The sequence below is a fragment of the Nocardia sichangensis genome, assembly GCF_047200615.1.
GTDB classification, from domain to species: domain Bacteria; phylum Actinomycetota; class Actinomycetes; order Mycobacteriales; family Mycobacteriaceae; genus Nocardia; species Nocardia sichangensis.
In genome coordinates this window covers 272,044-298,998 of record NZ_JBJZOK010000005.1, presented here as the reverse complement: position 1 = coordinate 298,998, position 26,955 = coordinate 272,044, and the positions used below count along the sequence as shown (strand labels likewise).

Genomic DNA, 26,955 nt, shown 5'->3' with positions numbered 1-26,955 from the left:
GTCAGGGCTCCAGCACCACTTTGCCGGTCGTCCCGCGCGTTTCCAGCGCGCGGTGCGCGACGGCCGCGTCGGCGAGCGCGAAGCGCTGGATGCCGGGTCGCAGCCGTCCGGCGATCGCCTCGGCCATGGCGAGGTTCTCCAGGACGCGCAGATCGCCGCCCGCGCGCGCCAGCATCGGCGGACCGATCACCGTCTCGGAGGTAATACCCCGTTCGGTCAGTTCTGCGGCGGAGAGCCGGACCGGCCCTTCGTCGTTCGATGTGCCGGACCAGCCATAGACGAGATGTTGCCCGCCCGGTGCGAGCAGATCGATTCCGGCGCGGGCGACCGCGCCGCCCACCGAGTCGAACAGCACGTGCGCCCCGTGGTCGCCGATTCGAGCGCGGACCCGGTCCGGCCAATCCGGCAACAGATAGTCGACCGCCAGGTCGGCGCCATTGTGTCGCACCTGATCGACCTTCGCGGGGCCACCGGCCAACCCGATCACCGTGGCTCCGGCATTCTTCGCGAATTGCACCAGCAGCGTGCCGATGCCGCCCGCCGCGGCCGTCACCAGGACGACACTGCCGGGCTTCAACTCGGTGAACTGCAGGATGCCCATGGTCGTTCGCCCGGTGCCGATCATCGCCACCGCCTCCGCCGCATCGAGGTTCGCCGGAATCTCGTGCAGCCGGGCCGCGTCCGTCACGGCGAATTCGGCGTAACCGCCGGGCACCGGGCCGAGATGGGCCACCACCTGCGCGCCCAGCAGGCCCGCATCCACATCGGCGCCCACGCGGTCCACGGTGCCCGCGACTTCGCGCCCGGGGATGGTCGGCAACTGCGGCAAGGGAAACGGCCCGGGCTCGCCCTTGCGCAGGGCGGTATCGACCAGGTGCACACCGGCCGCCGCCACCGCGATGCGGACTTCGCCGGGGCCAGGCACCGGATCGGGAACGATTTCGTAGCGCAGGTTCTCGGCCGGACCGAAAGCGTGGAGGCGGATGGCGTGCACGGTGGCTCCTGTTCGTTGGCGTCGCCGGTCAGCCTCCAGCATCAAGTTAGGTTGAGGTCAACCGGTCGCGCCGGGCCGCCCTGGCCTGGAAGCCGTCGCAGAGCGCGTCGAGCCCGTCGTAGAGCAGCTCCTCCTGGGTCAGATCGCGTACACCGCTGCCTGCGAGATCGGCCAACGCGGAGGGGACCGGTCCCTCTGCTGTGCCGTGCAGCAGCGTCCGCAGCCCGTTGTCGCCCGCGGGATCCATGCCTTTGCGCGCCATCAGCTCGGCGCTGATCTCGGGCAGCGTCGCGCCGGAGATGTAGTTCCAGACGGTGAAGGACATGCCAGTCGCCTCGCGGGTGGACACGCCGAGTTCCAGGAACCCGTCGACCAACCAGGCCAGGCAGGCCAAGCTCTGCGGCCCGAAGCTGTAGCGCGGAGTGGCGAAGGTGAGCAGCACCCACGGATGTTGCCGGTACAGGGCCCAGTCGACCTCGGCGGCGATGCGGACCCGGTCGCGCCAGGTCCACCGCTGTCCCTCGGGGGAGGGGTACGGGTTGCGCCTGGCCACTTCGTCGGTCATCAGCGCGAGCAGTTCGTCTTTGTTCGCGACGTGGCGATACAGCGACATGGCTCCCACCCCGAGCCGATCGGCGATGCGCCGCATGGACAGCGCGTCCAAGCCTTCGGTGTCGGCGAGCTCGATCGCGGTGTCGATGATGGCGGCGCGGTGCAGCATGCGTACACTGTACCCGGAATCATGCGTACGACGTACGCGTCATGGAGAGGATGTTCGGTGATGACAGACGTGCAGCCGGTCCGGACCGAGCCGGCCACGACGGGCTCGCGGCGGGCCTGGCTGGGCTTGGCGGTCCTGCTGCTGCCGGTGCTGCTGGTTTCGATGGACATCTCGGTGCTGTTCCTCGCGCTGCCGACACTGACCCTCGATCTGGATCCGTCCGCGGACCAGCAACTGTGGATTCTGGACATCTACGGCTTCCTGATCGCGGGCCTGCTGATCACCATGGGCAATCTCGGCGACCGGATCGGGCGGCGCAACATCTTGCTGACCGGCGCCGTGGTCTTCGGCATCGCGTCGGTGATCGCGGCGTTCGCGCCCAGCGCGGGCGTGCTGATCGCCGCGCGGGCGCTGATGGGCATCGGCGGCGCGACGTTGCTGCCGTCCAGCCTGGCGCTGATCTCGAGCCTGTTCCCGGACGCGCGGGAGCGAGCGGCCGCGATCGGCGTCTGGACGGCGTTCTTCGCGGGCGGCTCTGCTGTCGGACCGATCATCGGTGGCGTGCTGCTGCACCAGTTCTGGTGGGGTTCGGTGTTCCTCATCAACATCCCGGTGCTGCTGGTCCTGCTCGCGTTCGGCCCGTTCGTGCTGCCGGAGCATCGGGCGGGAGTGCGGGGACCGCTGGATCTCCCGAGTGTCGTCCTGTCGATCGGCGGCATCCTGCCGGTGGTGTACGGGATCAAACACGCCGCCACCAAGGGCATCGATGCGCAAGCGATCGTCGTCGCGCTGGTCGGCGCGGTGATCCTGACCGTTTTCGTGCGCAGGCAGCGACAGCTGCGTGAGCCCCTGCTCGATCTGCGGCTGTTCGCCAGGCCCCAGTTCTCGGTGGCGATCGGCGCCAGCCTGACCGGCATGATGTCGCTGGCCGGCCTCAGCTATCTGACCAGCGTCTATCTGCAATCGGTGACCGGGCGCACGCCGCTGGCGGCGGCGCTGCTCGGCATCCCCATGGCGATCGCGGTCTTCGTCTGCTCGGTGGGCGGCGCCCGGGTCGGGCATCGCTTCGGCGCCCGCGCGACCTTCGTGTTCGCCTTGCTCGCCTCCGCGGCGGGCAACCTGATGCTGCTCGGTGTCGGCGCGCACGACGGACTCGGCTGGTACCTCGCCGGTTCCACGATCGCCGGAATCGGCTACGGTCTGGCCTTCACGCTGGTGTCGGAGGTCTCGGTGTCCTCGGTGCCGCCGGAGCGGGCCGGGTCGGCGGTAGGTATCTCGGAAACCAGCTTCGAACTCGGCAACGCGCTGGGTCTCGCGCTGCTCGGTTCGCTCGCGGCGCTCATCTTCCGGTCCGGGGGCGACTACGCGGCGACGCTCGGCGAGACCATCCAGCAGGCCGGCGGGAACGCGGCGCTGATCGAGGCGGCGCGCGGATCCTTCGTCGACGGCATGCACGTCGCGGTGGCCGTCGGCGCGACGGTGCTCACGGCGATGGCGCTGATCGCCCGCTTCGCCGCTCCACGTTCGCGCTGAGTTGTGCGGCCGGGATCAGTGGCCGAAGACGGAAGTCATGATCTCGGCCGCCCAGCGGTTCATCGGCCGGACGATCGTGCCGTGCACCCAGCGGACCGGGCGCACCACCACAGCGAGCCAGACGACGGCGAAGGCGGCGAACACCGGGCGCAGCACGTAGCGGTACAGCGCGCGGCACGGCAGCACCACGAGCACACCCACGATGAGCGTGGCCACACGCCACCCGTAGCGCGCGGTCACGCGCACCGCTTTCCAGAGCGGGTGCAGCACCCAACGCCACAATCGCGACAGGGGCCAGACGATCAGCCACTTGACGGTCTGGTGGCAGACCCAGGCGATGGCATACGCGATCGGATACACGACCCAGCGCAGCAACCAGGCCCCAGCGGGACGAATCACTTTGCGCCACAGGAAGACCTCCACCGCACGCCGCAGTGGTCGCAACAGGTGTTCCAGCAGGAGCGACAGCAGCGGCGTGAGCACCGAGCCCCACAGCAGATGCTGCACCACCCAGCCCCACAGGAAATCCTTCACGACGATCCACGCGGGCCGCAGCACCCAGTGCCGGATCAGCTCGGCCGCCGGGACCAGCAGATGTCGCGCGATGTACCCGAGCGCCGCCGCCGAGGCGCGGCACAGAAGCAGAACGCCCTCCCACAGCAGACGGATCGGAACCAGCACCACGATCGCGATCGCGCGCGCGATCCACTGTGCGGCAGATACTCGCGTGTCCGGCGTCGACACCTCGCCCCCTCGGTAGATGCACCGGGCGTAGCCCTGGTGAAGAATTCTGTGCGCCCGCAACATTCGAACACATGATCGCCGCCAGGTGCGTGAGTAGAAATGCTCGAGTCGCGCACCGGCGCGCCTCCCGCGAGTCGAATACCGCTCGTGAGTGGTCACGCCCACGACGAGCCGGTGCGTCATGAGGGAGGAATTCATCGCCGCCGCTCGCGCCAGGGCGCACGGACTCGCCGCACCGCGCGCGACGCTGGCCACCCAGTCCACCATCGCGATCGGCGGGCACTGCTGGCTCAGCTCGGCACACTGGACGATGACCCTAGGCGACGCGCCCACCCTCGACCTCTACAGCGATTTCCCGGTCCTGCGTGCCGAGGGTGAGCTGAGCATCGCCGCCTACCTCGCCCGCCAAGACCTGCCGCGGCTCGTGCGGGACATGTCCGGCGCGGACCGGAACCTCCGCGAAACGACCGGGACATCCATCCGACACGCCGGGACATAGGATCGACGGATGCGCGAACCCGCTGCGATCGGTCCGGCCGCGTCCGGTCTCACGATGGTGCTCGCGCTCGCCGACTCACGGTTGCCGATCGGCGGCCACGTGCACTCCGGCGGTGTGGAAGAAGCCGTCGCGTCCGGCTTGGTTCGCGACGTCGTGACGGTCGAGCTGTATCTGCGCCGCCGCATCCGGACCTCGGGGCTGGTCACCGCGTCGCTGGCCGCGGCGGTCTGCGCGGGCGAACTGGATCCGGCGCGGGCCGAAGCGGAAGCCGACGCGCGCACGCCCGCACCCGCGGCGCGGGCCGCGTCCCGTGCCCAGGGCCGCGGTCTGTTGCGCCTGGCGAAACAGCTGTGGCCCCGGCACGATTGGTCGCCGCTCGCCACGACACCGCATCTGTCCACGGTCTTCGGAATGGTCGGCGCGGCCGCCGCGGTGCCGCCCCGGGAGATCGCCGGTGTGGTCGTCTACACGACCCTCACCGGCGCCGCCACCGCGGCCCAGCGTCTGCTGGCCCTGGACCCCGCCGCGATCGCCGCGTGCACGGTCCGGCTGGCCGACCTGTGCGATCGCGTCGCCGCCGAGGCCGTGACCGGTCTCGCCGCGATGTCGGACCCGCTGCAGGACGTGCTCGCCGAGCGGCATCGGCAGCGGGACATGCCCCTGTTCGCGAGTTGACGCCCCGGAAGAAGGAGACCGCCCCATGCCCCCGCATCTGATCGACGGTGAGCCGCACGACCACGGGCACGAGCGGCCGAAACGGGCCCGCACGCCCGGGGAGGCGCTGCGCATCGGCATCGGCGGCCCGGTCGGTTCGGGCAAGACCGCACTGGTGGCCGCGCTGTGCAGGCAGTTGCGCGACGAGCTGTCGCTGGCGGTACTGACCAACGACATCTACACCACCGAGGACGCCGACTTCCTGCGCAGGCACGCGGTCCTGCCGGACGAGCGGATCACCGCCGTGCAGACCGGCGGCTGCCCGCACACCGCCATTCGCGACGACATCACCGCCAATCTCGACGCGATCGACGATCTGGTCGCCGCCAATCCGCCGCTGGACCTCATCCTGGTGGAATCCGGCGGCGACAATCTGACCGCGACGTTCTCCTCCGGCCTGATCGACGTGCAGATCTTCGTGGTGGACGTGGCGGGTGGCGACAAAGTGCCGCGCAAAGGCGGTCCCGGCGTGACGTTCTCGGATCTGCTCGTGGTCAACAAGACCGATCTGGCGCCGTTGGTCGGCGCGGACCTCGGTGTGATGGAGCGTGATGCGGCGCGGGTGCGCGCGGACCGGCCGACAGTGCTCGTCTCGCTCACCGAGGATCCCGCGGCGACGCCGGTGCTGGCCTGGGTACGCGAGCAATTGCGCGCGGTCGCCGAGCAGGACCGGGCGGGCGCCGGCGAATCCGCCGCCGCGCACTGAGTGTCGCCGGTGCGCACGCAGCTACGCCTCGTCGCTCGCCCAGGGACGCTTCCGGAGATTCATGCCAGCGGCGGGTTGTCGGCCCGCCGCACCGGACCGCGTGCGGTCCATCTGATCGGCACCGCCGCCACGCCGCTGGGCGGCGACGAACTCGACATCGTGATCGTGGTCGCGCCGGGTGCCGAACTGGTGGTCCGCTCGGTCGCGGCGACACTGGCACTGCCGGGCGCGGCGACGCCGCAATCGTGCGGACGCTGGCAGCTCGAGGTCGGTAGTGGGGGAGTATTGGATTTCGATCCCGAGCCGATGATCGTCGCGGGCGGTGCGCGGCACCACACCGTCACCACGATCCGGCTGGATTCCGGCGCCCGGCTGCGAATGCGCGAACGCGTCCAGATCGGCCGCGCGGGCGAGGACGGCGGCATATGGCGCGGTGACCTGATCGCCGATGTCGACGACACGCCTCTGCTGCGCCACCGGCTGGCGCTGGGCGCGGACACAGCGGCCGATGACGCGCTGTCCGCGCCTCGCGCCCTGGAGAGCGAACTCGTCTATCCGGGCGAATGTGCCGCGGCGACAACGGGTTTGACGCAGACTCGGCTGCCGCTGGCGGCGGGTGGCAGTTTGTTCACCCGCACCGGGGCGCTGTTGGGCGTCTCCGGGGTGGAGCATGCCGAGCCGCGGCGCTGATCAATCGTTTCGTTCGACACAGGTGTAATCCGGCCGAGAGCTGGAGATAGAAAGGGTGGGAGCCCGACAGCGTCGTCGGGTTCCCACCTTCCGGCTCGCTCCTCGGAAGCCCCATCCGATCAGCCGTTGGCAGTCTCCGGGGCCGTGTCTCCGGCCTCCGGAGCTGTGTCGGTGGCTTCCGAAGCCGGGGCGGTGTTCTCCGGGGCCGGATCGACCGCCTCCGGCGCGCCCTGCGCCCGGGGAGGTGCGCTCAGCGCGTGCACCGCACCGAGTCCCGCGCCGATCCCCGCACCGATGGCAGCCAACGGGGCGGCCATCAGGGCCGCGCCGTAAGCGGCCCCGATCGGGCCCGCGGCGAGACCGATCGGCGCGAACGGCAGACCGATGGCCAGGGCGAGACCTCCGCCGACGGCCGCTCCGAACAGCGCGAACGGACTCGCGAACGCGGCGCCCGCCGCGGCGCCGATGGCGGCGGCGCCCACGGTCTGGCCCGCCACCCGATCGGACCTCGTGCGTTCCATCCCGATCGAGTCGAGGTACGTCGCGATATTCGCCTCGGCCATCGCGGCGCCGTCGTTGAGCTGGATCGCCTGCTCCCGGTAGAGCCAATCCGGTGCGTCGACCTGCACGTCTCCGAAGCGGAGCTTGTGCGGCGGCGGCGCGATCGGCGGCACCGGCGCGACGGGAACGGGGCCGTGCAGCCCTTCCAGCGGGGCCAGATACTTCGGATTCGGCAACGGACGCGCCCACTGCAACGAACTCAGCGTGTCGTCCGGAATCCGCACACCTTCGTACGGGCGCACGTTCGGCGCCTCGGCCGCGGGCCACTGGGCCGGCTGATCGGTGGGATCCGTCCGGGTCACCGGAACCCGATCGGGTGCCGCGTTCGCGGTGCCGGTTCCCACCAGCGCGAGAACGAGAGGAACCGTTCCCACGGCGACGAGAGGACCCAACTTCGCCCGGTGCGGTTTGGGTGCTCGGTGCTTGCCTGTGCCCATAGATCACCTTTCATCCGAAGGAGACGTCGACGCCCCACATTCGGATCTGCCGGTGACCTGGATTGGTCGAACGCGCTATTACGGCGGGATCAGCCGGCTTTCGCGTCGGTATGCGCCTTGTCCACCGCGACCCGGCTGTTGGTGGAAGCGCCGAGAGCGGCGGCCAGTTGTTCGGCGTCCTCGTCGTCGCCGTTGCTGATCGCCTCCAAGGCCAATCGTGCGAACACCCACTGCTCGGTGGCCGCCATCTGTCCGCGGCTGCGGCCGAGGAAGGTGACGAACCACTGGATGACGGTGATGATCCGGCTGCGGTAGCCGACCAGGTAGTACAGGTGCAGCGCCAGCCAGGCCAGCCACGCGATGAACCCGCCGAACTCCAGCTTCCCCACCTGGCAGACGGCGCTGAATCGCGAGATCGTGGCCATGCTGCCCTTGTTGAAGTACTTGAACGGCTTGCGCTCCTGCGGCGTCTGGCCTTTCAGCCCCGCGGTGATCTGCCGGGCGGCGTAGGTCGCGCCCTGGATCGCGCCCTGCGCCTGCCCCGGCACGTTCGGCACCGACATCAGATCGCCGACCACGAAGACGTTCGGGTGGCCCTTGACGGTGAGGTCCGGCTCGACCACGACCCGGCCCGCGCGGTCGACCTCCGTGCCGTCGGACTGGTCGGCGATCAGCTTGCCCAGCGGGCTGGCCTGCACGCCCGCCGACCACACCTTGCACGCCGACTCGATGCGGCGGATCGTGCCGTCGGAGTCCTTCACCGTGACGCCGAACGCGTCGACATCGATCACCATGGCGTTGAGCTGGATCTCCACGCCCATCTTCTCCAGGCGCCGCTCGGCCTTGCCGCCCAGCTTCGGGCCCATCGGGCCGAGCACCGCGCCCGCGCCCTCGATCAGCACCACCCGCGCGTCGCGCGGATCGATGTTGTGGAAGGTGCCCTCCAGCGTGCGGTCGGACAGCTCGGCGATCTGTCCGGCCAGCTCGACGCCGGTCGGGCCCGCGCCGACGATGACGAAGGTCAGCAGCCGGTCGCGCTCCTCCTGGGTGGTCGCGAGCTCGGCCTGCTCGAAGGCGCCGAGGATCCGGCCACGTAGCTCGAGCGCGTCATCGATCGTCTTCATGCCCGGCGCGTAGGTGGCGAACCGGTCGTTGCCGAAGTAGGACTGCTGCGCGCCGGTCGCGACGATCAGGCTGTCGAAGGGGGTGACGGTGTCCTGGTCGAGCAGGCGCGAGGTGACCGTCTTGGCGGTCAGGTCGATGTCGGTGACCTCGCCGAGCAGCACCTGCGCGTTCTTCTGCTTGCGCAGCACCAGCCGCGTGGCGGGCGCGATCTCGCCGACCGAGAGGATGCCGGTGGCGACCTGGTAGAGCAGCGGCTGGAACAGGTGGGTCGAGGTCTTCGAGATCAGCGTGATGTCGACGTCGGCGCGCTTGAGGTGCTTGGTGCCGAACAGGCCGCCGAAGCCCGAGCCGATCACCACCACCCGGTGCCGGCCGTTCTCGACAGTCTGAGTGCTCATCGTCCTGCTCCTCGATGGACCTGGGGGTCGTCCCCGGCGGGGGTTCCTGACAGCTAAACCGTAGCCGTCGAGTCGGGCACCGTCACGACGAGATGTCCGTTCCTGGCGTGTTGCGGTGCGATATCTCACTGCCGCCGGGCCGGGGCGGGGAGGATCGTCGCGACCGAACCGGCCGAGCGGGCGAGGTCGAGAGCCTACGATGGTAACTGTCGCTCAGGGAGGATTGCCATGGTCGCCGGTGACCGTGCGATCGGCCGGAAGCCCAGCGTGCGGGCCGATTCGGAGAACATCGCGCTGATCGAGGTACCGCACGGCCATCTGATCGATCGGGCGCTGGGATTGTTGCCGGAACGGCGCCAAGTGCTGGCCACCCCGCCGCGGGGCAGCGACACCGTCGCGGTGCGCGGCGATGCCGGGCTGCCCTACCTGGGCCGGGCGTTGCACTACATGCGCTGGGGCCCGGCCGAGATGATGGAGCGTTACCGCAGGTACGGACCCGTCTCGCTGAACACATCGCTCGGTGTCGACCGGGTGCTGGTCGCGGGACCGGACGCACTCGACGAAGTACTCGGCCACCGGCGCCGTGACTTCGGCCAGGGCTGGGACTACTTCATCGGCCCGTTCTTCCGGCGCGGCTTGCTGCTGCTGGAATTCGACGAGCACAAATTCCACCGCAAGATCATGCAGCAGGCGTTCACCAGGGACCGGCTGGAAGCGCACCTGGCGGCGCTGACGCCGGTGGCGCGGGAGTACATCGCACGCTGGGTGCCGGTAGGGCGCGACGCCGAACGCACGGTGCGGCTGTATCCGGCGATCAAGGAGCTGACCCTCGAGATCGCCGGCGAGACGTTCATGGCAGTCGATGTCGGCCCGCGGCGCGGCCAGCTCATCGACGCGTTCGTCGACTGCACGCACGCGGGGCTGGCGATCATCCGGCATTCGGTGCCGGGCGGCAACTGGCGGGCCGGGCTGCGCGGTAGGAGAGTGCTCGAGGACTACTTCACCGCGATGCTGCCGGAGAAGCGCCGCGTCGAGACGGCGGACTTCTTCTCCGGGTTGTGCCACGCGCGCAGCGAGGACGGCGGCGTCTTCGGTGACGCCGACGTGGTGAACCACATGATCTTCCTGATCATGGCGGCGCACGACACCACGACGACGACCGCCACCGCCGTCGCGTACTACCTGGGCAAGCACCCGGAGTGGCAGCAGCGGGTGCGCGCCGAGGTGCTCGACATGGACGCGCGCCTCGGCGACGGGCCGCCCGCCATCGCGGACCTGGAGGCGCTGCACGATCTGGATCTGGTGGTCCGGGAAAGCCTACGGCTGATGCCGCCGGTTCCTGGACTGTCGCGCCGCGCCGTGCGTGACACCGAGATCGCAGGCCACTACATTCCGGCCGGCGCCCCGGTGGACCTCGCCTACCAGGTGAATCACTTGCTGCCCGAACTGTGGACCCACCCCGAACGCTTCGATCCGGAGCGATTCGGCGAACAGCGGCGCGAGGACAAGTCGCACCGCCTCGCGTGGATGCCGTTCGGAGCGGGCGCGCACAAGTGCATCGGGATGCACTTCGGCACGTTCGAGGTGAAGACGGTGACCGCCGCCCTGGTGCGTGCATACGAGTGGCGGATCCCCGAGAAATACCGCATGCCCTGGGGATTCACCACGATTCCCTTCCCCAGGGACGGTGCGCCGATGACGTTGCGCAGGCGCGCGGCCGCCTGAGCGGCCGGACGGTCAGCGGCCCGCGAGCAGGATCTCCGCGAGCTTGGTGTCGGTCTCGGCGCCTTCGGTGTAGCCGCCCGCGTCACCCAGCGAACTCATGATGGCCAGGGTGTAGCGCTCGCCCGGTCCCGCGAAGCCGACCGAGTTGACCACCCAGCCGCCCTGTTCGGCCGACCAGCCGTTCTTCAGTCCGGGACGCATGCTCGCGCCCGCGCCCCACACACCCCAGTGCTGGTTGGAGTCCACCGCGCGCATCCGGTCGACGAGGTAGTTGCGGTCGTCGGGGTGCATGCGGTTGAGGACGTTGTCCATGAGGCGGTCGAGGTCGGCGGCGGTGCACTTCTGGAACGACCAGTCCGGGAACAGCGCGGTATTGGTCGGCTGGGGAACCAGCGAGGTCATCCCGTTGGCGCGGAAGGCGTTGTTGAACGCCATCCGGTCGATGCCCGAGTACTTGGTCCAGAGCAGGTCGGCGGCGCCGTCGTTCGAGGTCGCGAGCATGCCCTCCATCAGACCGCGGTCCTCGGGGGTCAGGTTGATGGCGCCGACCCGCGCCCGGTTGAGCAGGTCCGCGGCGATCGCGAGCTTGATCGTGGAAGCCGTCCAGACCGCGTTCTCGGCGTTGGCGTTGGCGTAGACCCCGCCGGACACCCGGTCGCGCAGGACGTAGCCGGTGACACCGGGACGGTTGTTGAGGTAGGCGTCGGCCTTCGCGATGCGGCTGCTCAGATCGCAGTCGAAGCCGGGCAGGCAGCCCTGCGTGTGCGCGAGCGGCACCGCGCCCGCGGTCGGGAGCGCGGCGGGCAGGCTCGGAGCGATGATCGCCGCTGCGGCGAGGACACAGGCGGAAGCGGCCACGCGGGGAACGGTTCGGGTGGCGGGGGACGGATAACGCACGAGGGATGACGATCGCACATCGCGGGTCCGGACGCACGTCTTGAGCTCGGATCCAGGGTGTGCTAGCGCCCGTTCCGGCTGCTTGCGCCGCAGTGGAATTCGATCGTCACCGCCGGCCGGGCACGTCAGCGGAAGGCGGCGCGCAGTTCCTCGACGGTGCGTCCGTTGAGCCGGTAGCAGTGCTCGAAGGCCTCGGTGTGCCGGTCCCTCGGCCAGGAATGCAGGACTACGGTGCGACCGTAGTGGCGCGAGTTGATCAGGTCCCAGCGGTCACCGATCCGGCGGACCGTGAATCCGCCTTTCGGAAGCAGGGGAATCACCATCGCATCCATAGAACGCGAACCAGCCTTTCGGTGCAGCTCTCTCGTTCCGCCCCGGTGCAAGCTCTCCTCCCCGGTGCAGCACTGTCGCACATCGCCGCGGCGGCGCCCGCGTGACACGTCGGAGTAATCCGTTCTGGTGTGGTCTATTTCACTGGACTCCGGATGGGGCGGTGCGATTGCACGTCGGTCGCTGGGCGTATAAACGTGCACGAAGTCCGAGGCCGGGCAGCCGGACACCACCGATCGAGAGGGCGCAGATGCCGCTGCACATCCACCGTGCCGAGCGCGCCGACGTCCTCGCCCGTGCGCTCGCCGGGGTGCTGGCGTCGCCGCAGGAAGACCCGTTCGCGGCCGAGGTGGTCGCGGTGCCGGCGAAAGGCGTGGAGCGCTGGCTGACGCAGACGCTCTCGGGAGTGCTCGGCGCGGGCGGAGCGGCCGACGGTGTGTGCGCCAACATCGCCTTCCCCTCGCCTTCCGCGCTGGTCGCGGAGGCGCTGGCCGCGGCGAGCGGGGTGGCGCAGGCGGAGGATCCGTGGGCGCAGGAGCGGGCGGTGTGGACGCTGCTGCGGGTGATCGACGCCTCGCTGTCCGAGCCCTGGTGCGCGGTGCCCGCCAGGCATCTCGGCGCAGGAGACGCCACGGGCGGCGAGCACCGCGCCGGACGGCGTTACGCGACCGCGGCCCAGGTCGCCGCGCTGTTCGACAGTTACGCCGCTCAGCGTCCAGCGCTGATCACCGAGTGGGCGGCGGGCCTCGACACCGATGGCGCGGGCGCTCCGGTACCCGACGACCTGCTCTGGCAGCCGATGCTCTGGCGCGGGCTGCGCGCCGAGATCGGGGCGCCGAGCCCGGCCGAGCGGCTCGACGCCGCCTGTGCCCGGTTGCGTGCGCGTCCGGATCTGGTCGCGCTGCCGCCGCGATTGTCGCTGTTCGGCGTGACCCGGTTGGCCGGCGACCAGTTGGCCGTGCTGTCGGCGCTGGCCGCCGGCCGCGACGTGCACCTGTGGCTCGTGCATCCGAGTCCGGTCCTCTGGTCGACCCTGAGCGAGCTGCCCCCTGCCCGCACGCGCGCCGAGGACCGCAGCGCCACGGCGGTCACCCATCCGCTGCTGGCGGGACTGGGGCGCGACGTCCGGGAGTTGCAGCAGCGGTTGGCCGCGTCCGCCGTCACCGGAACCGACACCTATCATCCGATCAGCGAACTCGATGACGTTGCGGCACAGCATGATTCGTCCATGACATTGCTGCGTGCGCTACAACGGGGTATCCGGGACGACCAGTGGCCACCGGCGGCGGGGCAGGTCGGCGCCGACGGCACCGTGCAGGTGCACGCTTGTCACGGCCCCGCACGGCAGGTGGAGGTCCTGCGGGAAAGCCTGCTCGGGCTGTTCGCGGCCGACGAGACGCTGGAGCCGCGTGATGTGCTGATCATGTGCCCGGAGGTGGAGGCGTACGCGCCGCTGGTGCGCGCGGCATTCGGGCAGCGCGCGCCGGGATCGCCGGAGACGCAGAGCGATTCGGAGCATCCGGCGCACCGCTTGCGGGTGCGCCTGGCCGACCGGGGACGCGGGGTGACCAATCCGCTGCTCGCGGTCATCGCAGTGCTGCTGGAGCTGGCCGACGGCCGGGTGACGGTGACCCAGGTGCTCGATCTCGCCGCCGCCGAAACAGTCAGGCGCCGTTGCGGGTTCGATGACGACGACATCGAGCGATTGCGCGAGTGGGCGGCCGAGTCCGGGGCGAGGTGGGGCATCGGGCAGCGTCAGCGCCAAGCGTTCGGGCTCGCCGATTTCGCGCAGAACACGCTGAACAGCGCGGTGGACCGGATCCTGCTCGGGGTCACCGCTGGCGAGACCTCCGACGATTGGCTCGATCTCGCGCTGCCCTTGGACGACGTGGACAGCAACGACGTCGATCTGGCCGGACGCTTCGCGGAGTTCGTCGACCGGCTCGCGGTGTGCCTGCGCGACCTGCGCGGCCCCCGTCCCGCGCACGAATGGGCGGCCGCGCTCGGCCGCGCGCTGGATCTGCTGACCGACGTGCCGGACGCGCAGGCCTGGGTGCGTACCGAGGCCAGGCAGGAACTCGCCGCCGCCACCGACCACGCGCGCGAGGTATCGTTGCGGCTGGCCGACGTCGGTGTGCTGCTGCGTTCGCGGCTGGCGGCGCGCCCCACGCGGGCCAACTTCCGCACCGGCGAGCTGACCGTCTGCACGATGGTGCCGATGCGGTCGGTGCCGCACCGGGTGGTGGCGCTGCTCGGCCTGGACGACGAGATGTTCCCGCGCGCGAGCGCCGCGGACGGAGACGACGTGCTGGCCCGCGAACCACTGCTGGGCGAACGCGATCCGCGCAGCGAGGACCGGCAGCTGCTGCTGGACGCCGTGCTCGCGGCGCGGGACACGCTGCTGGTGTTCCACACCGGCGCCGACCCGGTCAGCGGGGCGCACCGGCCGCCCGCCGTTCCGGTCGCCGAGCTGTTGGACGCGCTGCGGGCCCACGTCGGCGCCGCGGCGATGCGCTCGGTGGTGACGCGGCATCCGCTGCAATCCTTCGATCGCCGGAATTTCCGGGCCGAGCAGCCGTTCAGTTTCGACACGGTGGCCCTGGCCGGCGCGCACGCGGCCGATGGACCCGCGCTGCCGCGTCCGGGGTTCTTGGCCGCGCCGCTGCCCGCCGCGCAAACGGCCGATGTCGCGCTGGCCGATCTGATCTCGTTCGTGGAGCACCCGGTGCGCGCTTTCCTGTGGCAGCGGCTCGGTCTGCGGGTTCCCGAGCACGACGAGGACATCGCCGACCGGCTGCCCATCGAGCTGGACGGCCTGGCCAAGTGGGAGCTGGGCGAACGCCTGCTCGCGGCCCGCCTGACCGGCGCGGATCCGGCCGGGCTGCGGGCGGCGGAGTGGCGGCGCGGCACGCTGCCGCCGTTCGGATTCGGCGCCGCCGTGCTCGACGAGGTGGAGCACACCGTGGACCGGTTGGTGCGCGCCGCGCAAGCGGACTACGCGGGCCCGGCGCGCGCGGTGGACATCGCGGTCGACCTGGGCAACGGGCGGCGGCTCACCGGCACCGTGCCCGAGGTGCGCGGCGACACCCTGGTCCGCACCACCTTCTCCCGGCTGGCCCCCAAACACCGGATCGGAGCGTGGGTTTCGCTGCTGGCGCTGACCGTCACCGAGGACCGGTCCTGGCGGGCGGTGAGCACCGGCCGCGGCCAATTCGGCCGTCCGACCTGGCGCTGCGAGCTCACCGCACCCGACGCGCCCGCGGCCGGGGAGATCCTGCGCAGCCTCGTCGCGCTGCGCGACGAGGGCCTGACCGAACCGCTGCCCGTCGCGCCCGCCGCCACCGCGGTATACGCCGAACGTCGTTTCCGCGGCGCGAGCACCGACGACGCGATCGCGGCGGCGGAGCGCGAATTCAACGGCGGCCCCAACGGTCCGGGGCCCTTCGGCGATCACACCGACCGCCACCTTCGCTACGTCTGGGGCCCGGCGCCCCGGCTCGAGGACCTCATGGCCGCGCCCGCCGCGGCGGGCGAACCCGGCGAGAGCACCCGCTTCGGCGCGCTGGCCCGGCGGATGTGGGCCCCGTTGCTGGCCGCGGAAAGCCAGGGCCAGCCGTGACCGATCGCGAACCGACGCGGCACGTGACACCGGAATACGCCGCCGCGGCGCGTGTCGGTCGCCGGTGGGCGGCCGGGGGCGCGGCAGAATATCAGCTCGGACAGTCGTTTCGGGTCCGTGTGGCGTGGCCGGTCACCAGGACGAGCGCGACGTCCGCCGAGTGTGTGACCACCGGCCGCGCAAGAGGGAGGCGCGCATGACCGTGCAGGAAACCTCCTTCCCGGCAAACGCTTTCGACGCGGCCGCGTTCGAACCGTACGGACCGCTGCCAACCGGCACGACCGTGCTGGAGGCCAGCGCGGGCACCGGCAAGACCCACGCCATCGTCGGTCTCGCCGTGCGCTATGTCGCCGAGGCGGGTGTCGAGGTGTCCCAGCTGCTGCTGGTGACCTTCAGCCGCGCGGCGACCCAGGAGCTGCGGGAACGCACCCGCGACCGATTCGTCGCCGTCGCCGCGGGATTGACCGACCCGGTCGCGGCCAGGGCGCACGCCGACGAACTGGTCCGGCACCTCGCGCAGGCCGGCGAAGACGAGGTGCGGTCGCGGCGGCGACGGTTGCTGACCGCCCTGTCGGATTTCGACGCGGGCACCATCGCCACCACGCACAGCTTCTGCCAGCGCATGCTCGACGAACTCGGCCTCGCGGGTGAACACGACCCGGGCACCAGGCTGGTGGAGACCGTCGACGATCTCGTCGGCACCGTCGTCGACGATCTGTATCTCAACCGCTACGCGCGCGGGCAACCGCCGTTCTCGGTGAAGGAGGCCCGCACGCTCGCGCTGGCCGCCGTGCGGGACCGGCATGCGGCGCTCGAGCCCGACGGCGAGACCGGCGAGCGGGTGGCGTTCGCCCGCGCCGTACGCGCGGAGACCGAGCGCCGCAAGCGGCTGGCCGGGCTGCGCGACTTCGACGACCTGCTGGTACTGCTGCACGACGTGCTCGCCGACCCGGAGCACGGCCCGCGCGCGTGCCGTCGCATCCGGGCGCGCTACCGCGTCGCCCTGGTCGACGAATTCCAGGACACCGACCCGCTGCAATGGGACATCTTGCGCAGATCGTTCCACGGGCATGCCACGTTGGTGCTGGTCGGTGATCCCAAACAGGCGATCTACGCCTTCCGCGGCGCGGAGGTGCTCAGCTACCTGGACGCGGTGGCGCACGCCGACGTCCGCAAAGAACTCACCACGAACTGGCGCAGCGACGCCGGACTGCTCGTCGCGCTGGATCACCTGCACGGCGCGGCGGCCCTGGGGCACGAGGAGATCCGCGTCTATCCGGTCGCCCCGACCAGACCATGGTCCCGGTTGTCCGGACCTTCCGAACTCACCACGCCGCTGCGGGTCCGGTGCCTACCGCGCACCGGCGCGGGACCGCTGAACAAATCCGGCTTCCCGGCCGTCGGGCGCATGCGGGCCAAGGTCGCCGACGATCTCGCCACCGATATCGTGCGCCTGCTCGAATCCGGTGTACAGCTGGATGGGAAAGCGGAAACGATACTGTCCGAAGCCGATTCGATCGCGGCGGTCGACACGGCGCGCAGGCCGATCGGACCGGGCGACATCGCGGTACTGGTGCGGACCCGCTCGCAGATCGATGTGGTGCGTGCGGCGCTGGACCGCGTCGGCGTCGCCTCCGTGCTCGCGGGCGGTATCAGCGTCTTCGCGACCGACAGCGCCACCGACTGGCTGTGGGTGCTGCGGGCGCTGGAACAGCCGCATCGCGGCGACCGGGTGCGGCTGGCCGCGTGCACACCGCTGTTCGGTGTGACCGCGGCCGAGATCGACAGCGAGGGAGCCGATCTGGTCGGCCGGGTGAGCGCTCAGCTGCGTGAGGCGGCGCGGCTGTTCACCCGCGCGGGATTCGCGGCCGTGTTCGAGAAGATCGCCGCCGAAACCCGCCTGGCGCCGCGGCTGCTCGCCGTGGAGAACGGGGAGCGGCAGCTCACCGACCTGCGGCACCTCGCGCAATTGCTCGACCAAGTCGCGCTCACCGAGGGACTGGGGCTGACCGCGCTGACCCGGTGGCTGGCCGACCGCGTGCGCGATCCCGCCTCCGGCGCCGTCGCCGACCGCAGCCGCAGGCTCGACCGGGACGCCGCCGCCGTCCAGATAGCCACCGTGCACGCGAGCAAGGGACTCGAATTCCCGGTGGTGTACCTGCCGTTCGCCTGGGACAGCGCGAAGAACCCCTATCCGGCGACGTTGCTGTTCCACGCCGACGACGGTGCGCGCGTGCTGGATGTCGGCGGCGCGGACGCTCCCGGATACGCCGAACGCAAGGCGCGCAGCGAAGCCGAGGAGGCGGGTGAGGAACTCCGGCTGCTGTACGTCGCGCTCACCCGCGCCATGTGCCAGATCGTCGCGTGGTGGGCGCCCGCGATCACCACCGCGGCGTCGCCGTTGCACCGCATGGTCTTCGGCCGCGCCGATCGTGGCGCGGCCGTCGCCGCCCGAGCCGCGGTACCCGCGGACACCGTTGCCGCGCAAATGCTTACGACGTGGGCGCAGGACGCGGGCGCGGCGATCTCGGTGACGGCGGTGGCCGGGACCGACGGCGTCGCGATCCGGCGAGCGCGCACCGGGCCCGCGCCCGGCGCACTGGCCGCGGCCCGCTTCGACCGGGCGCTGGACCAGCAGTGGCGGCGCACTTCGTACTCGGCGCTGACCGCCTCCGCGCACGGCCCGGCGGCGCCCGAACCCGACAGCGAACCGGAGGGCGCGCCGGGGCCGGGCGACGAGCCCGCTGGCGCCTCCCTCATCGGCGCGGCGGAGCCGGAACCGTCGGGCGCGGCGTCGCTGATGAACGCGCTGCCCTACGGCGCGGAGTTCGGCACCTTGGTGCACGGCGTCCTGGAGCGGATCGACACCGGTGGTCCGGATCTGGCGGCCGAGGTGCGCGATCGGTGCCGCGAGGCGGTGGGCGAACTGATGGCCGAAGTGGATACCGAAGTGCTCGCGACGGCGCTGCTGGCGGTGTTGCGTACTCCGCTCGAGGGTGGCTGCCTGGCCGGCATCGCCCCTGGCGACCGTCTCAGCGAACTCGAGTTCGAATTGCCACTGGCGGGCGGGGACCGCGTCGGCGCCACCGCGGCGACCCTGCGGCGCGTCGCCGAGTTGCTGCGTGAGCACCTTTCGGTCGACGACGACTTGTTCCCCTACGCCGAACAGCTAGCGGCGCTCGAAGACATACCGCTGCGTGGTTACCTGACCGGCAGCATCGACGCCGTGCTCCGCGTCGCGGGCGACGCGCACCCTCGATTCGTCGTCGTCGACTACAAGACCAACCGGCTCGGCACGGGTGATCTCACCGTCGCGCACTACACCCGCGACCGCATGGCCGCGGAGATGCTGCGTTCCCACTATCCGCTGCAAGCGCTGCTGTACTCGGTCGCGTTGCATCGATATCTGCGCTGGCGGTTGCCCGGCTACGACCCGGCCCGGCATCTCGGCGGAGTCCGATACCTGTTCGTGCGCGGCATGATCGGACCGGAGACGCCTGCGGGCTGTGGCGTCTTCGACTGGCATCCGCCCGCCGATCTGGTAGTGGCGCTGTCGGCGCTGCTGGCAGGGGAGGCGGGGCGGTGACCTCGATCCAGGTGGCGCAGCGCGGAACCGGTCTGCTGCGCACGTTCAACGAGGCCGGTGTGCTCTCGGCCGCCGACGTGCACGTAGCGCTGCGGTTGGGCCGGCTGGGCCGGGAATCGTCGGAGCCGGTGCTGTTCGCCGCGGCGCTGGCCGTGCGGGCGGTGCGCTCCGGCTCGGTGTGCCTGGAACTGCACCGGATGCGGGAGATCGGCGTCGACGCCGACGAGAACTGGGACGCGGGCATCGATCCGGCGACGCTGCCGTGGCCGGACATCCCGGCCGTGGTCGCCGCGCTGCGGGTGAGTCCGCTGGTGCGCGGTGGACCGGCGGGTCCGTTGCGGCCGCTGCGACTTGTCGAATCCCAGGGGCCGGGCGATTCCGGTCCGCTGCTCTATCTCGATCGGTACTACCGGCAGGAGCAGACGATCCGGCGGGTGCTCACCGAGCGTTCCGCACACCATCCGGTGGTCGCTCCCGGCATCGTGCGCCGCGAACTGGACCGGTTGTTCGACGCGTCGGCGGGCACGGCGCCGGATCGCCAGCGCCTGGCCGCCGCGCTCGCCGCGACACATTGGACCACCGTGGTCGCGGGCGGGCCCGGCACCGGCAAGACCCACACCATCGCGCGGATCATCGCCTTGCTGTCCGCGCACCGCGAGACCGAGCCGAAGTTGCCCGCGCTGCGCATCGCGCTGGCCGCTCCCACCGGGAAAGCGGCGGCTCGCCTCCAGGAAGCCGTTCGCGAGCAAGCGATTTCGCTCGGATTGCCCGAACTCACCGCCGCCACCTTGCACCGGCTGCTCGGCTGGCAGCGCGGCCGCAGTACCCGGTTCAAGTACCACGAATTCAACCGGCTGCCCTACGACGTGATCGTGGTCGACGAGACCTCGATGGTCTCCTTGACCATGATGAGCAGGCTGCTGGCCGCGCTGCGCCCGGACACCCGCCTGGTCCTGGTGGGCGACCCCGACCAGCTCGCCTCGGTCGACGCGGGCGCGGTGCTCGCCGACCTGGTCGCCGGACCCGTCGCGGCCACCCCGAATCCCGTGCTCGACGAGATCCTCGGTCCGGAGGCGACCGGCGAGCACGCCGAGGCCCTGACCGCGCTGGAGCGCACCCGCCTGCGCGGCGGCATCGTCCGGCTGACCCGGGGCCGCAGGTTCGGCGGACGGATCGCCGACCTGGCCGTCGCGGTGCGGGCGGGGGACGCGGACGCCGCGCTCGAGCTGTTGCGCGCGGGCGGCGACGAATTGTCGCTCAGCGCGCCCGACGAGCTGACCGCGGTCCGCGCCGACGTGGTGCGGGCCGCGACGACGGTCACCGCCGCCGCCCTGGACGGCGACGCGACGGGCGCGCTGCACGCGCTGGAAACGCATCGCCTGCTGTGCGCGCACCGGCAGGGGCCGTTCGGCGTGGAGCGCTGGGACCGGATGGGCGCGGAGTGGGCCGCCGCCGCAGGGGCGGGCCCCGATTCGCAGCAGGCGCCGTGGTATCCCGGACAACCGCTGCTGGTCACCGCGAACGATCACGAGGCGCGGATCTACAACGGCGACACCGGCGTCGTCGTGCGGATGCCCGACGGCTCGCTGCGCGCGGCGCTGCAACGCGGCAGCGAACCGTACCTGGTGCATCCCACGCAGTTCCCCGCGGTCGTCACCGTCTTCGCCATGACCATCCACCGCAGCCAGGGCAGCCAGTACGACACCGTCTCCGTCGTCCTGCCCGAGCCCGAATCCACCTTGCTGACCAGGGAATTGCTGTACACCGCGATCACCAGGGCACGCCGCCACGTCCGGATCATCGGCACCGAGGAGTCCATCCGCGCTGGCATCGCGCGGCGGGTGCTGCGCGCCAGCGGGCTGTCGCGCCGGGAAGGGCCCCGATGACGGGATCTCACATTCGCGGCGCCCGCGGCGTCTACCTGGTGTGAGCCTGCCCCCGTTCGAGGAAATAGTGGCCGAATACGGCCCGATGGTGTTGCGCGTCTGCCGGGCGGTGCTCGGCCCGTCCGACGCGGCCGACGCCTGGTCGGAAACGTTTCTCTCCGCGTTGCGGGCGTTTCCCGGCCTTTCCCCGGACAAGAACATCGAGGCATGGCTGGTCACCATCGCGCATCGCCGCGCGATCGACGTCGGCCGGGCGCTGACGCGCGCTCCCGTCCCGGCCGAGACGTTGCCGGAACGTCCCGCCACCGCCCCCGGACCCGCCGACTACGACCCCGACCTGTGGGCCGCCCTGCGGGCGCTGCCGACCAAGCAGCGCCAAGCGGTCGCCTACCACTATCTGGCCGGGCTTCCCCACGCGGAGATCGCCGCATTGCTCGGCAATTCTCCGGATGCCGCCCGCCGCGCCGCCGCGGACGGCCTGAAGACCCTGCGCAAGCTCTACCCGAAGGACGGATCATGATGGCCACCCTCGATCACGGTGACGGGTTGTCGCGCGCGCTGACCCCGGACGCCGACCTGCTCGCCACGCTGCACGCGCGACTGACCGCCGAGGCCGACGCGGCCGGCCTGCTCGATGTCGCCTACCGCCTGCTGGAGACCCCGGTGGGGACGTTGCTGCTGGCCGCGACGCCCGCCGGACTGGTCCGCGTCGCCTACCCGACCGAAGACCACGACGCGGTACTCGCCACACTGGCCGCGCGGATCAGTCCGCGGATCCTCGCCGCGCCCGCCCGCTTGGACGTGGCGGCCCGGCAGATCGAGGAATACTTCGCGGGCCACCGGACGCGTTTCGACCTGCCGCTGGATCTGCGGCTGGCCGCCGGGTTCCGCCGCCAGGTTATCGAGCACCTGCCCGCCATCGGCTACGGACAGCGCGCGAGTTACGGCGCGGTGGCGGCGGCCGTCGGGAACCCGCGCGCGGTGCGCGCCGTCGGCTCCGCCTGCGCGCGCAACCCGCTGCCGGTGGTGATCCCGTGCCACCGGGTGGTACGCGGGGACGGGTCCATCGGACAGTACGTCGGCGGCGTCATCGCCAAGCACGCGCTGTTGGATCTGGAGGCGGCGGCATGAGCGAGCCGAGCACCGGAACCGTTGGGGACGGTCACCGCGCGGAGCATCGTGCCGGGCCCGCTCCCGTCCCGGGGCGGGCCGAAGCCGCCGCCCTGGCGGATCGCGTCGACGCCCAGCCCTGGCGGACGCTGCTCGCGGAAATCGACGCGCACGGCTGCGCGGCGACCGGGCCGATTCTCACTCCGCAGGAGTGCGCCGAATTCACCGCCATGTGGGACGACCTGACCCGGTTCCGATCCACCGTCGACATGGCGCGCTATCGATTCGGCGAAGGCACTTACCGCTATTTCGCGCATCCGGTGCCCGATCCGATCATGGAACTGCGGGCGGCCTTCTACCGAAAACTGTTGCCGCTGGCACGTTCCTGGGCCGATCGCCTCGGCGACGCGGCTCCGTGGCCGGAGGAGTTCGGTGATTGGCTCGACATCTGTCACGCCGCGGGGCAGACCAAGCCGACTCCTATCCTGCTGCGCTACCACGCCGGTGACTGGAACGCCTTGCATCGCGACCTGTACGGCGAGCTGGTCTTCCCGCTGCAGATCGTCATCGGATTGGACCGATCCGGGATCGACCACACCGGCGGGGAATTCCTGCTCGTGGAGCAACGCCCGCGCGCTCAGTCCAAAGCGACCGTGTCGGTGCTCGAACAGGGGCACGCGTTGGTTTTCACCACCCGCGATCGGCCGACGCCATCCAGTCGCGGCTGGTCCCGCGCCCCGATCCGCCACGGTGTCAGCCGCGTGCGCAGCGGTGTGCGGCACACTCTCGGTCTCGTGCTGCACGACGCGGAATAGCCATCGTGTACACCTTGCTCGACGGCGACGGCCGACCGTATCGGAGCATCGTCCCCGGGCGATACGGCGGCCACCGTCGCAGCCGCATCTACGGCCGTCTGGACTGCCCTTCGGCGCTCCGTGCGCTCGCCAGGGGCGCCTACCGCACGCATCGCGTCTTCTTCGCGACCGAATCCGACGCGATCTCCGCTGGCTACCGGCCTTGTGCGGTCTGCGTGCCCGGGCGGTACGCCGCGTGGAAGAAAACGCGCTGATCGCGGATCGCGCCAGAGCCCGCAGCGCCGATTCGAACAGGGGCCGGCTGCTGTGCGGGTCCTGCCGCCGGCAACCCCAGGATCTGGTGCCGCTGGGGCGGAGTAGCTACGCCTGTTCCGGTGCGCCGGTACGCGCGGGCTCGTCGCGGACCCACGCGTCGGTCTGGGTGAGCCAGAACAGATAGGCCAGGGCGGGCAGGACCGTGACGGCAGCGACGGCGACGACGGCGAGCAGCCCCACCAGGGTTGCTCGTGCACCGGCGGCATCCGCGATGAGCATCTGATCGACGAGGATCCATGGCGTCTGCGCGACGGCCCACCCGATGACGATCGCGGCGACGGCTACCGTCGCGGGAACGCGCGCCCACCCGAATCGGCGGCGGTACACCAAGGTCAGGGTGAGCACCCCCGCGGCCGCCGAGACCGCGATGAGCGGAAGGGCGCGCCCCAGGAGTCCGGCACCGAGGGTAGGTGCGTCGTGACGGATCGGCGCGATCGCCGCGATCGCGACCGCCCCGGTCACGCCACCGACGATCAGTGTGCGCAGGCGCAGGTATCCGGCGAGGGCGTCGTCGCCCGAGCGCGCGGCGTCGGCGGTGAGGAAGACGCCGGCCAGGAATGCGGACGTCCCGACCGCCAGAACACCGCCGAGAATCGAGGTCGGATTCAGCCACGACCGCAACCGGTCGCCGTACCCGTCGACGGGCACCCGGCCGGAGGCGATCGCGCCGACCGCGGTGCCGAAGAAGAACGGCGTGATGAGCGACGCGCCCGCGAACAAGGCGCCGAACAAGCGCGCCTGGCGCAGCGTCGCGGAGTACTTGCGGAACGCGAAATTCGCCCCGCGCAGCACTATTCCGAGTAGCGCCAGGCTCATCGGGATGAACAGGGTGGTCATGACGGCGGCGAACACCGCGGGGTAGGCGGTCCAGAGAAACACCAGAATATAGATCAGCCACACGTGGTTGGCTTCCCAGACCGGTCCGATGCTGTGGTCGATGAGCACTCGCAAGCGGCTGCCGCGCCGGGGTCCGCCCGCGGTCAGGTCCCAGAATCCGGAGCCGAAATCCGCGCCGCCGAACAGCGCGTAGAGCACCACCCCGGTGAACATCGCGGTCGCGACGACGTCCGAGAGATCCATCGGTCACGGCTTTCCGACGCTGCGGGCGCGCTGCGCCTGGTCGACCGGCGACGCGCCCGGTCCGTAGGGGGCGGTGATGGTCGCGGTGCCGGTGCGCCAGCGCCGCGCCATGGAACGCAGGACGACGATCGCGCCCACCGTCATCCCGGCATACACCAGCAACACGCTGACATAGGTCCACCACAAGCCGGTGCTCGTGCTGGCGGCGTCGGTGGTGCGAAGGACCCGCCAGACCGTCCACGGCTGACGGCCCACTTCGGTCGCGATCCAGCCGCATTCCAGCGCCAGGATCGCCAACGGTCCGGCGGCCACCGCCGCTCCCAGGAACCAACGTTCGGCCAACGGGTCGTGGCGCCGCCAGCGCAGCAGCCAGAACACGATCACCATGAGCGCGAGCAGGGTGCCGATGGCGACCATGGTCTGAAAGGCGAGGTGGGTGACGTTGACCGGCGGCCGATCCGCCACCGGCACCGAGTCCAATCCGGGTACCGGGGCGGTCAGCGAGTTGCGGGCGATAACGGAACCCAGCCGGGGGATCGCGAGCGCTCCCCGCACCTCTCCATCGACGAGAACGCCGCCCAATCGCAGCGGGGCCGGCCCTTCGGTGGTGGCGGCCAGTTCGAACGCGGCCAGCTTCGACGGTTGCGTATCGTGCACCCGCATCCCCAGCACGTGCCCGAGGAGTGGTTGAGCGAGCGCGGCGACGGTCGCGAAGACGAACGGGACCGTGAACCCGAGCCGGTGATGAGGGTCGCGACGTCCACGCAGCAGACCGGCGGCATAGACGCCGGACACGAGGAATCCGACGACCATGAAGGCTCCGACCCACATGTGCGCGAACTGCAGGTACACCCCGCCGTTGAACATCGCACGCCACGGATTCACCTCGGTCACCTCACCGTCGGCGAGCCGGAATCCGGTCGGGTTGTTCATCCACGCGTTGACGCTGACCACACAGAAGGTGCCGACCACCCCGGCGGCCCCCATCGGCACGAGCATGGCAAGGTGGCGGCGCGGCGGCATGCGACCCCACCCGTAGAGGTAGATGCCCAGGAAGATCGCTTCGATGAAGAACGAAAGCCCTTCGAAGGCGAACGGCAAGCCCAGCACGTCGCCGAAGCGGCCCATCAGCCCCGGCCACAAGAGCCCCATTTCGAAACTGAGCACCGTTCCCGAGACCGCGCCGATGGCGAACAAGATCGCCGACACCGTCGCCCACCGCTTCGCCAAGCCCAGCGCCACGGCGTCGTGGTGAACGATGCCACGGCGATGCACGACGTAGATCATGGCGGGAAAGGCGACGCCGAAACAGGCCAGCACGATGTGCCAGCCCAGTGAGAACGCCATCTGCTGGCGTGCGGGCAGCAGGCCGGGCGGCCCTTCGCCCGACGCCTGGTAGAGCGCGACGAGCGTGCTCGACACGATGCGGGCCCCTTTCCCTCGGTCTCGACAGCCGCACGCCTGCGCCACGCGCGCTCGGCTCTCAGCCGGGGTATCCCCTTCGCGCTGTATCAAGCCGGTGAAGGCGTGGCCGGCCGATGACCGCGTGCGCTGCCCCTCGGGCTGACGCAGAGGGGAAGAGGCAGGGGTTGGGACTTGCGCGGATATCACAGGAGTGATAGAAGAAATCTGTGTTGACTGACAGAGATAATGCTCTCTGTCACCGAGAGATAAGACTGAGTGGAGGTGACGGCCATGCTGGTCTCGGCGCGCGATCCACCCCGGCAGGAACGTTGCGCTATCACCCCATTCCAGGGGTTGCACGAGATCGTGAAAGCGAGGTGATTGCTGTATCTCGAGAAAACGACGATTGTCGATCTCTCGTTCTCGACTCTTCCTCACGGGTGGGCTCGGCGGGCTCCGAGCCCACCTCGCTCCCGAAACCGGAATTCACCTCGGAGGAGTGACGAATGACCACGATCCCGCTCTACGGTGACGGTGACTTGGCCGACCAGCAGACCCCCGTGCACGTCGACGACCGTGATATCGGACTGGACACCGGCGGGTTGCACCCGCTGACCGAGCGCATCCGTGCCGCGTTCGACACCGCCGATATCAGCGACCGCATCGATCAAGCCTGGACCACACCTACCGCCGATGACGACTACGATTGCCTCGCCTACTGACAGCAACGTCCATCCCGACCCGCACACCGGCGCCGCGGAACTGCCGCGCTGGCAGCACGGATGTGTGGCCTGGTTCAACAAGGAAAAAGGTTTCGGGTTCTTGACCCCGGACAATGGCGGTGAGGCGGTGTTCGTCCGATACACCGCCATCTGCGCCCCCGGCTACAAGACACTCACCGCTGGGCAACCGGTCGTGTTCACGGCCGCCGACACCGATCGCGGACCCGAAGCCACCCAGGTGCTGACCTACACCCGCACCCACACCACCCCCGCGCCGCACGACCTGCCGCGACCGCATCGATCCAGCCGCCGATGCCGATTGCGGCTACGGCCGGGGCGATAGC

The 26,955-nt window shown here is 70.7% G+C and carries 24 protein-coding genes; 15 read left to right on the top strand and 9 right to left on the bottom strand.

Annotated features, from left to right (window positions below):
* Position 1 precedes the first annotated feature (1 nt).
* Both ACL03I_RS09855 and ACL03I_RS09850 read right to left on the bottom strand, forming a co-directional pair.
* A complete protein-coding gene (locus ACL03I_RS09855; RefSeq protein ID WP_412805712.1) occupies positions 2-994 on the bottom strand; it encodes a zinc-binding dehydrogenase in 993 nt (330 codons plus the stop codon).
* Between the two features lie 46 nt (positions 995-1,040).
* Positions 1,041-1,715, bottom strand: coding sequence for a TetR/AcrR family transcriptional regulator (locus tag ACL03I_RS09850; protein ID WP_364431151.1), 675 nt, complete (start codon positions 1,713-1,715; stop codon positions 1,041-1,043).
* A gap of 60 nt (positions 1,716-1,775) precedes the next feature.
* Between ACL03I_RS09850 and ACL03I_RS09845 the strand changes: the two genes are divergently transcribed.
* Positions 1,776-3,248, top strand: coding sequence for an MFS transporter (locus ACL03I_RS09845; protein WP_355070910.1), 1,473 nt, complete (start codon positions 1,776-1,778; stop codon positions 3,246-3,248).
* 15 nt (positions 3,249-3,263) lie between these two features.
* Here ACL03I_RS09845 and ACL03I_RS09840 read toward each other — a convergent pair whose 3' ends face one another.
* On the bottom strand, positions 3,264-3,992 hold the full coding sequence (locus ACL03I_RS09840; RefSeq protein WP_412805711.1) for a hypothetical protein: 729 nt from the start codon (positions 3,990-3,992) through the stop codon (positions 3,264-3,266).
* A 181-nt stretch (positions 3,993-4,173) separates the two neighbouring features.
* Here ACL03I_RS09840 and ACL03I_RS09835 point away from each other — a divergent pair, with 181 nt between their 5' ends.
* The 4 genes from ACL03I_RS09835 to ACL03I_RS09820 are packed head-to-tail and all read left to right on the top strand — an operon-like array spanning position 4,174 to position 6,601.
* The gene (locus tag ACL03I_RS09835; RefSeq protein ID WP_355070914.1) at positions 4,174-4,491 is read left to right on the top strand and encodes a hypothetical protein; all 318 of its coding nucleotides are present in this window, start codon (positions 4,174-4,176) and stop codon (positions 4,489-4,491) included.
* A 9-nt stretch (positions 4,492-4,500) separates the two neighbouring features.
* Positions 4,501-5,166: an urease accessory protein UreF gene (locus tag ACL03I_RS09830; RefSeq protein WP_364431140.1), complete on the top strand. Its 666-nt coding sequence runs from the start codon at positions 4,501-4,503 to the stop codon at positions 5,164-5,166.
* 25 nt (positions 5,167-5,191) lie between these two features.
* Complete coding sequence (gene ureG / locus ACL03I_RS09825; RefSeq protein WP_364431137.1) at positions 5,192-5,911, top strand: urease accessory protein UreG; 720 nt, start codon at positions 5,192-5,194, stop codon at positions 5,909-5,911.
* A 9-nt stretch (positions 5,912-5,920) separates the two neighbouring features.
* Positions 5,921-6,601 carry an urease accessory protein UreD gene (locus ACL03I_RS09820; RefSeq protein WP_412805710.1) on the top strand — a complete coding sequence of 227 codons (681 nt, stop codon included), beginning with the start codon at positions 5,921-5,923 and terminating at the stop codon, positions 6,599-6,601.
* A 119-nt stretch (positions 6,602-6,720) separates the two neighbouring features.
* On the opposite strand, the gene ACL03I_RS09815 is transcribed toward ACL03I_RS09820, so the two are convergent.
* Positions 6,721-7,536, bottom strand: a complete 816-nt coding sequence (locus ACL03I_RS09815) for a hypothetical protein (RefSeq protein WP_355070922.1) — start codon at positions 7,534-7,536, stop codon at positions 6,721-6,723.
* Positions 7,537-7,688: 152 nt separating this feature from the next.
* The gene (locus ACL03I_RS09810) at positions 7,689-9,122 is read right to left on the bottom strand and encodes an NAD(P)/FAD-dependent oxidoreductase (protein WP_355070924.1); all 1,434 of its coding nucleotides are present in this window, start codon (positions 9,120-9,122) and stop codon (positions 7,689-7,691) included.
* A 228-nt stretch (positions 9,123-9,350) separates the two neighbouring features.
* On the opposite strand from ACL03I_RS09810, the gene ACL03I_RS09805 reads away from it, so the two are divergent.
* The gene (locus ACL03I_RS09805; protein ID WP_355070926.1) at positions 9,351-10,847 is read left to right on the top strand and encodes a cytochrome P450; all 1,497 of its coding nucleotides are present in this window, start codon (positions 9,351-9,353) and stop codon (positions 10,845-10,847) included.
* 12 nt (positions 10,848-10,859) lie between these two features.
* On the opposite strand, the gene ACL03I_RS09800 is transcribed toward ACL03I_RS09805, so the two are convergent.
* Both ACL03I_RS09800 and ACL03I_RS09795 read right to left on the bottom strand, forming a co-directional pair.
* On the bottom strand, positions 10,860-11,705 hold the full coding sequence (locus tag ACL03I_RS09800) for a serine hydrolase (RefSeq protein ID WP_355070927.1): 846 nt from the start codon (positions 11,703-11,705) through the stop codon (positions 10,860-10,862).
* 164 nt (positions 11,706-11,869) lie between these two features.
* Positions 11,870-12,067: a hypothetical protein gene (locus tag ACL03I_RS09795; RefSeq protein WP_355070929.1), complete on the bottom strand. Its 198-nt coding sequence runs from the start codon at positions 12,065-12,067 to the stop codon at positions 11,870-11,872.
* Positions 12,068-12,324: 257 nt separating this feature from the next.
* On the opposite strand from ACL03I_RS09795, the gene recC reads away from it, so the two are divergent.
* From recC to ACL03I_RS09760, 7 genes are all read left to right on the top strand, one after another.
* On the top strand, positions 12,325-15,693 hold the full coding sequence (recC, locus tag ACL03I_RS09790) for an exodeoxyribonuclease V subunit gamma (RefSeq protein ID WP_412805709.1): 3,369 nt from the start codon (positions 12,325-12,327) through the stop codon (positions 15,691-15,693).
* Between the two features lie 196 nt (positions 15,694-15,889).
* Positions 15,890-19,279, top strand: coding sequence for a UvrD-helicase domain-containing protein (locus ACL03I_RS09785; RefSeq protein ID WP_412805708.1), 3,390 nt, complete (start codon positions 15,890-15,892; stop codon positions 19,277-19,279).
* Positions 19,276-21,165 (top strand): exodeoxyribonuclease V subunit alpha, encoded by a 1,890-nt coding sequence (recD, locus tag ACL03I_RS09780; RefSeq protein ID WP_356961899.1) that lies wholly within the window; start codon positions 19,276-19,278, stop codon positions 21,163-21,165. Before ACL03I_RS09785 ends, recD begins: the two co-directional genes overlap by 4 nt.
* 46 nt (positions 21,166-21,211) lie before the next feature.
* Entirely contained in the window at positions 21,212-21,685 is a 474-nt protein-coding gene (locus ACL03I_RS09775; RefSeq protein ID WP_412805741.1) for an RNA polymerase sigma factor, read from the top strand.
* A complete protein-coding gene (locus tag ACL03I_RS09770) occupies positions 21,685-22,296 on the top strand; it encodes a methylated-DNA--[protein]-cysteine S-methyltransferase (protein WP_412805740.1) in 612 nt (203 codons plus the stop codon). Before ACL03I_RS09775 ends, ACL03I_RS09770 begins: the two co-directional genes overlap by 1 nt.
* Positions 22,293-23,090 carry a 2OG-Fe(II) oxygenase gene (locus tag ACL03I_RS09765; protein WP_412805707.1) on the top strand — a complete coding sequence of 266 codons (798 nt, stop codon included), beginning with the start codon at positions 22,293-22,295 and terminating at the stop codon, positions 23,088-23,090. Before ACL03I_RS09770 ends, ACL03I_RS09765 begins: the two co-directional genes overlap by 4 nt.
* Positions 23,091-23,095: 5 nt before the next feature.
* Positions 23,096-23,344, top strand: coding sequence for an Ada metal-binding domain-containing protein (locus ACL03I_RS09760; protein ID WP_355070936.1), 249 nt, complete (start codon positions 23,096-23,098; stop codon positions 23,342-23,344).
* A 106-nt stretch (positions 23,345-23,450) separates the two neighbouring features.
* Here the strand turns inward: ACL03I_RS09760 and ACL03I_RS09755 are convergent, their stop codons facing one another.
* Positions 23,451-24,485: a cytochrome d ubiquinol oxidase subunit II gene (locus ACL03I_RS09755; RefSeq protein ID WP_364431105.1), complete on the bottom strand. Its 1,035-nt coding sequence runs from the start codon at positions 24,483-24,485 to the stop codon at positions 23,451-23,453.
* A 3-nt stretch (positions 24,486-24,488) separates the two neighbouring features.
* Positions 24,489-25,907: a cytochrome ubiquinol oxidase subunit I gene (locus tag ACL03I_RS09750; RefSeq protein WP_355070939.1), complete on the bottom strand. Its 1,419-nt coding sequence runs from the start codon at positions 25,905-25,907 to the stop codon at positions 24,489-24,491.
* A 488-nt stretch (positions 25,908-26,395) separates the two neighbouring features.
* Here ACL03I_RS09750 and ACL03I_RS09745 point away from each other — a divergent pair, with 488 nt between their 5' ends.
* A complete protein-coding gene (locus ACL03I_RS09745) occupies positions 26,396-26,611 on the top strand; it encodes a hypothetical protein (protein ID WP_412805706.1) in 216 nt (71 codons plus the stop codon).
* Positions 26,583-26,954 carry a cold-shock protein gene (locus tag ACL03I_RS09740; protein ID WP_379251825.1) on the top strand — a complete coding sequence of 124 codons (372 nt, stop codon included), beginning with the start codon at positions 26,583-26,585 and terminating at the stop codon, positions 26,952-26,954. Before ACL03I_RS09745 ends, ACL03I_RS09740 begins: the two co-directional genes overlap by 29 nt.
* Position 26,955 lies beyond the last annotated feature (1 nt).

Bases quoted from the DNA above. Each gene is read 5' to 3' on its own strand.
- ACL03I_RS09850 (WP_364431151.1), bottom strand. From the start codon at position 1,715: ATGCTGCACCGCGCCGCCATCATCGACACCGCGATCGAGCTCGCCGAC.
- ACL03I_RS09845 (WP_355070910.1), top strand. From the start codon at position 1,776: ATGACAGACGTGCAGCCGGTCCGGACCGAGCCGGCCACGACGGGCTCG.
- ACL03I_RS09835 (WP_355070914.1), top strand. From the start codon at position 4,174: ATGAGGGAGGAATTCATCGCCGCCGCTCGCGCCAGGGCGCACGGACTC.
- ACL03I_RS09830 (WP_364431140.1), top strand. From the start codon at position 4,501: ATGCGCGAACCCGCTGCGATCGGTCCGGCCGCGTCCGGTCTCACGATG.
- ureG (WP_364431137.1), top strand. From the start codon at position 5,192: ATGCCCCCGCATCTGATCGACGGTGAGCCGCACGACCACGGGCACGAG.
- ACL03I_RS09810 (WP_355070924.1), bottom strand. From the start codon at position 9,122: ATGAGCACTCAGACTGTCGAGAACGGCCGGCACCGGGTGGTGGTGATC.
- ACL03I_RS09805 (WP_355070926.1), top strand. From the start codon at position 9,351: ATGGTCGCCGGTGACCGTGCGATCGGCCGGAAGCCCAGCGTGCGGGCC.
- ACL03I_RS09795 (WP_355070929.1), bottom strand. From the start codon at position 12,067: ATGGTGATTCCCCTGCTTCCGAAAGGCGGATTCACGGTCCGCCGGATC.
- recC (WP_412805709.1), top strand. From the start codon at position 12,325: ATGCCGCTGCACATCCACCGTGCCGAGCGCGCCGACGTCCTCGCCCGT.
- ACL03I_RS09785 (WP_412805708.1), top strand. From the start codon at position 15,890: ATGACCGTGCAGGAAACCTCCTTCCCGGCAAACGCTTTCGACGCGGCC.
- ACL03I_RS09770 (WP_412805740.1), top strand. From the start codon at position 21,685: ATGGCCACCCTCGATCACGGTGACGGGTTGTCGCGCGCGCTGACCCCG.
- ACL03I_RS09765 (WP_412805707.1), top strand. From the start codon at position 22,293: ATGAGCGAGCCGAGCACCGGAACCGTTGGGGACGGTCACCGCGCGGAG.
- ACL03I_RS09755 (WP_364431105.1), bottom strand. From the start codon at position 24,485: ATGGATCTCTCGGACGTCGTCGCGACCGCGATGTTCACCGGGGTGGTG.
- ACL03I_RS09745 (WP_412805706.1), top strand. From the start codon at position 26,396: ATGACCACGATCCCGCTCTACGGTGACGGTGACTTGGCCGACCAGCAG.
- ACL03I_RS09740 (WP_379251825.1), top strand. From the start codon at position 26,583: ATGACGACTACGATTGCCTCGCCTACTGACAGCAACGTCCATCCCGAC.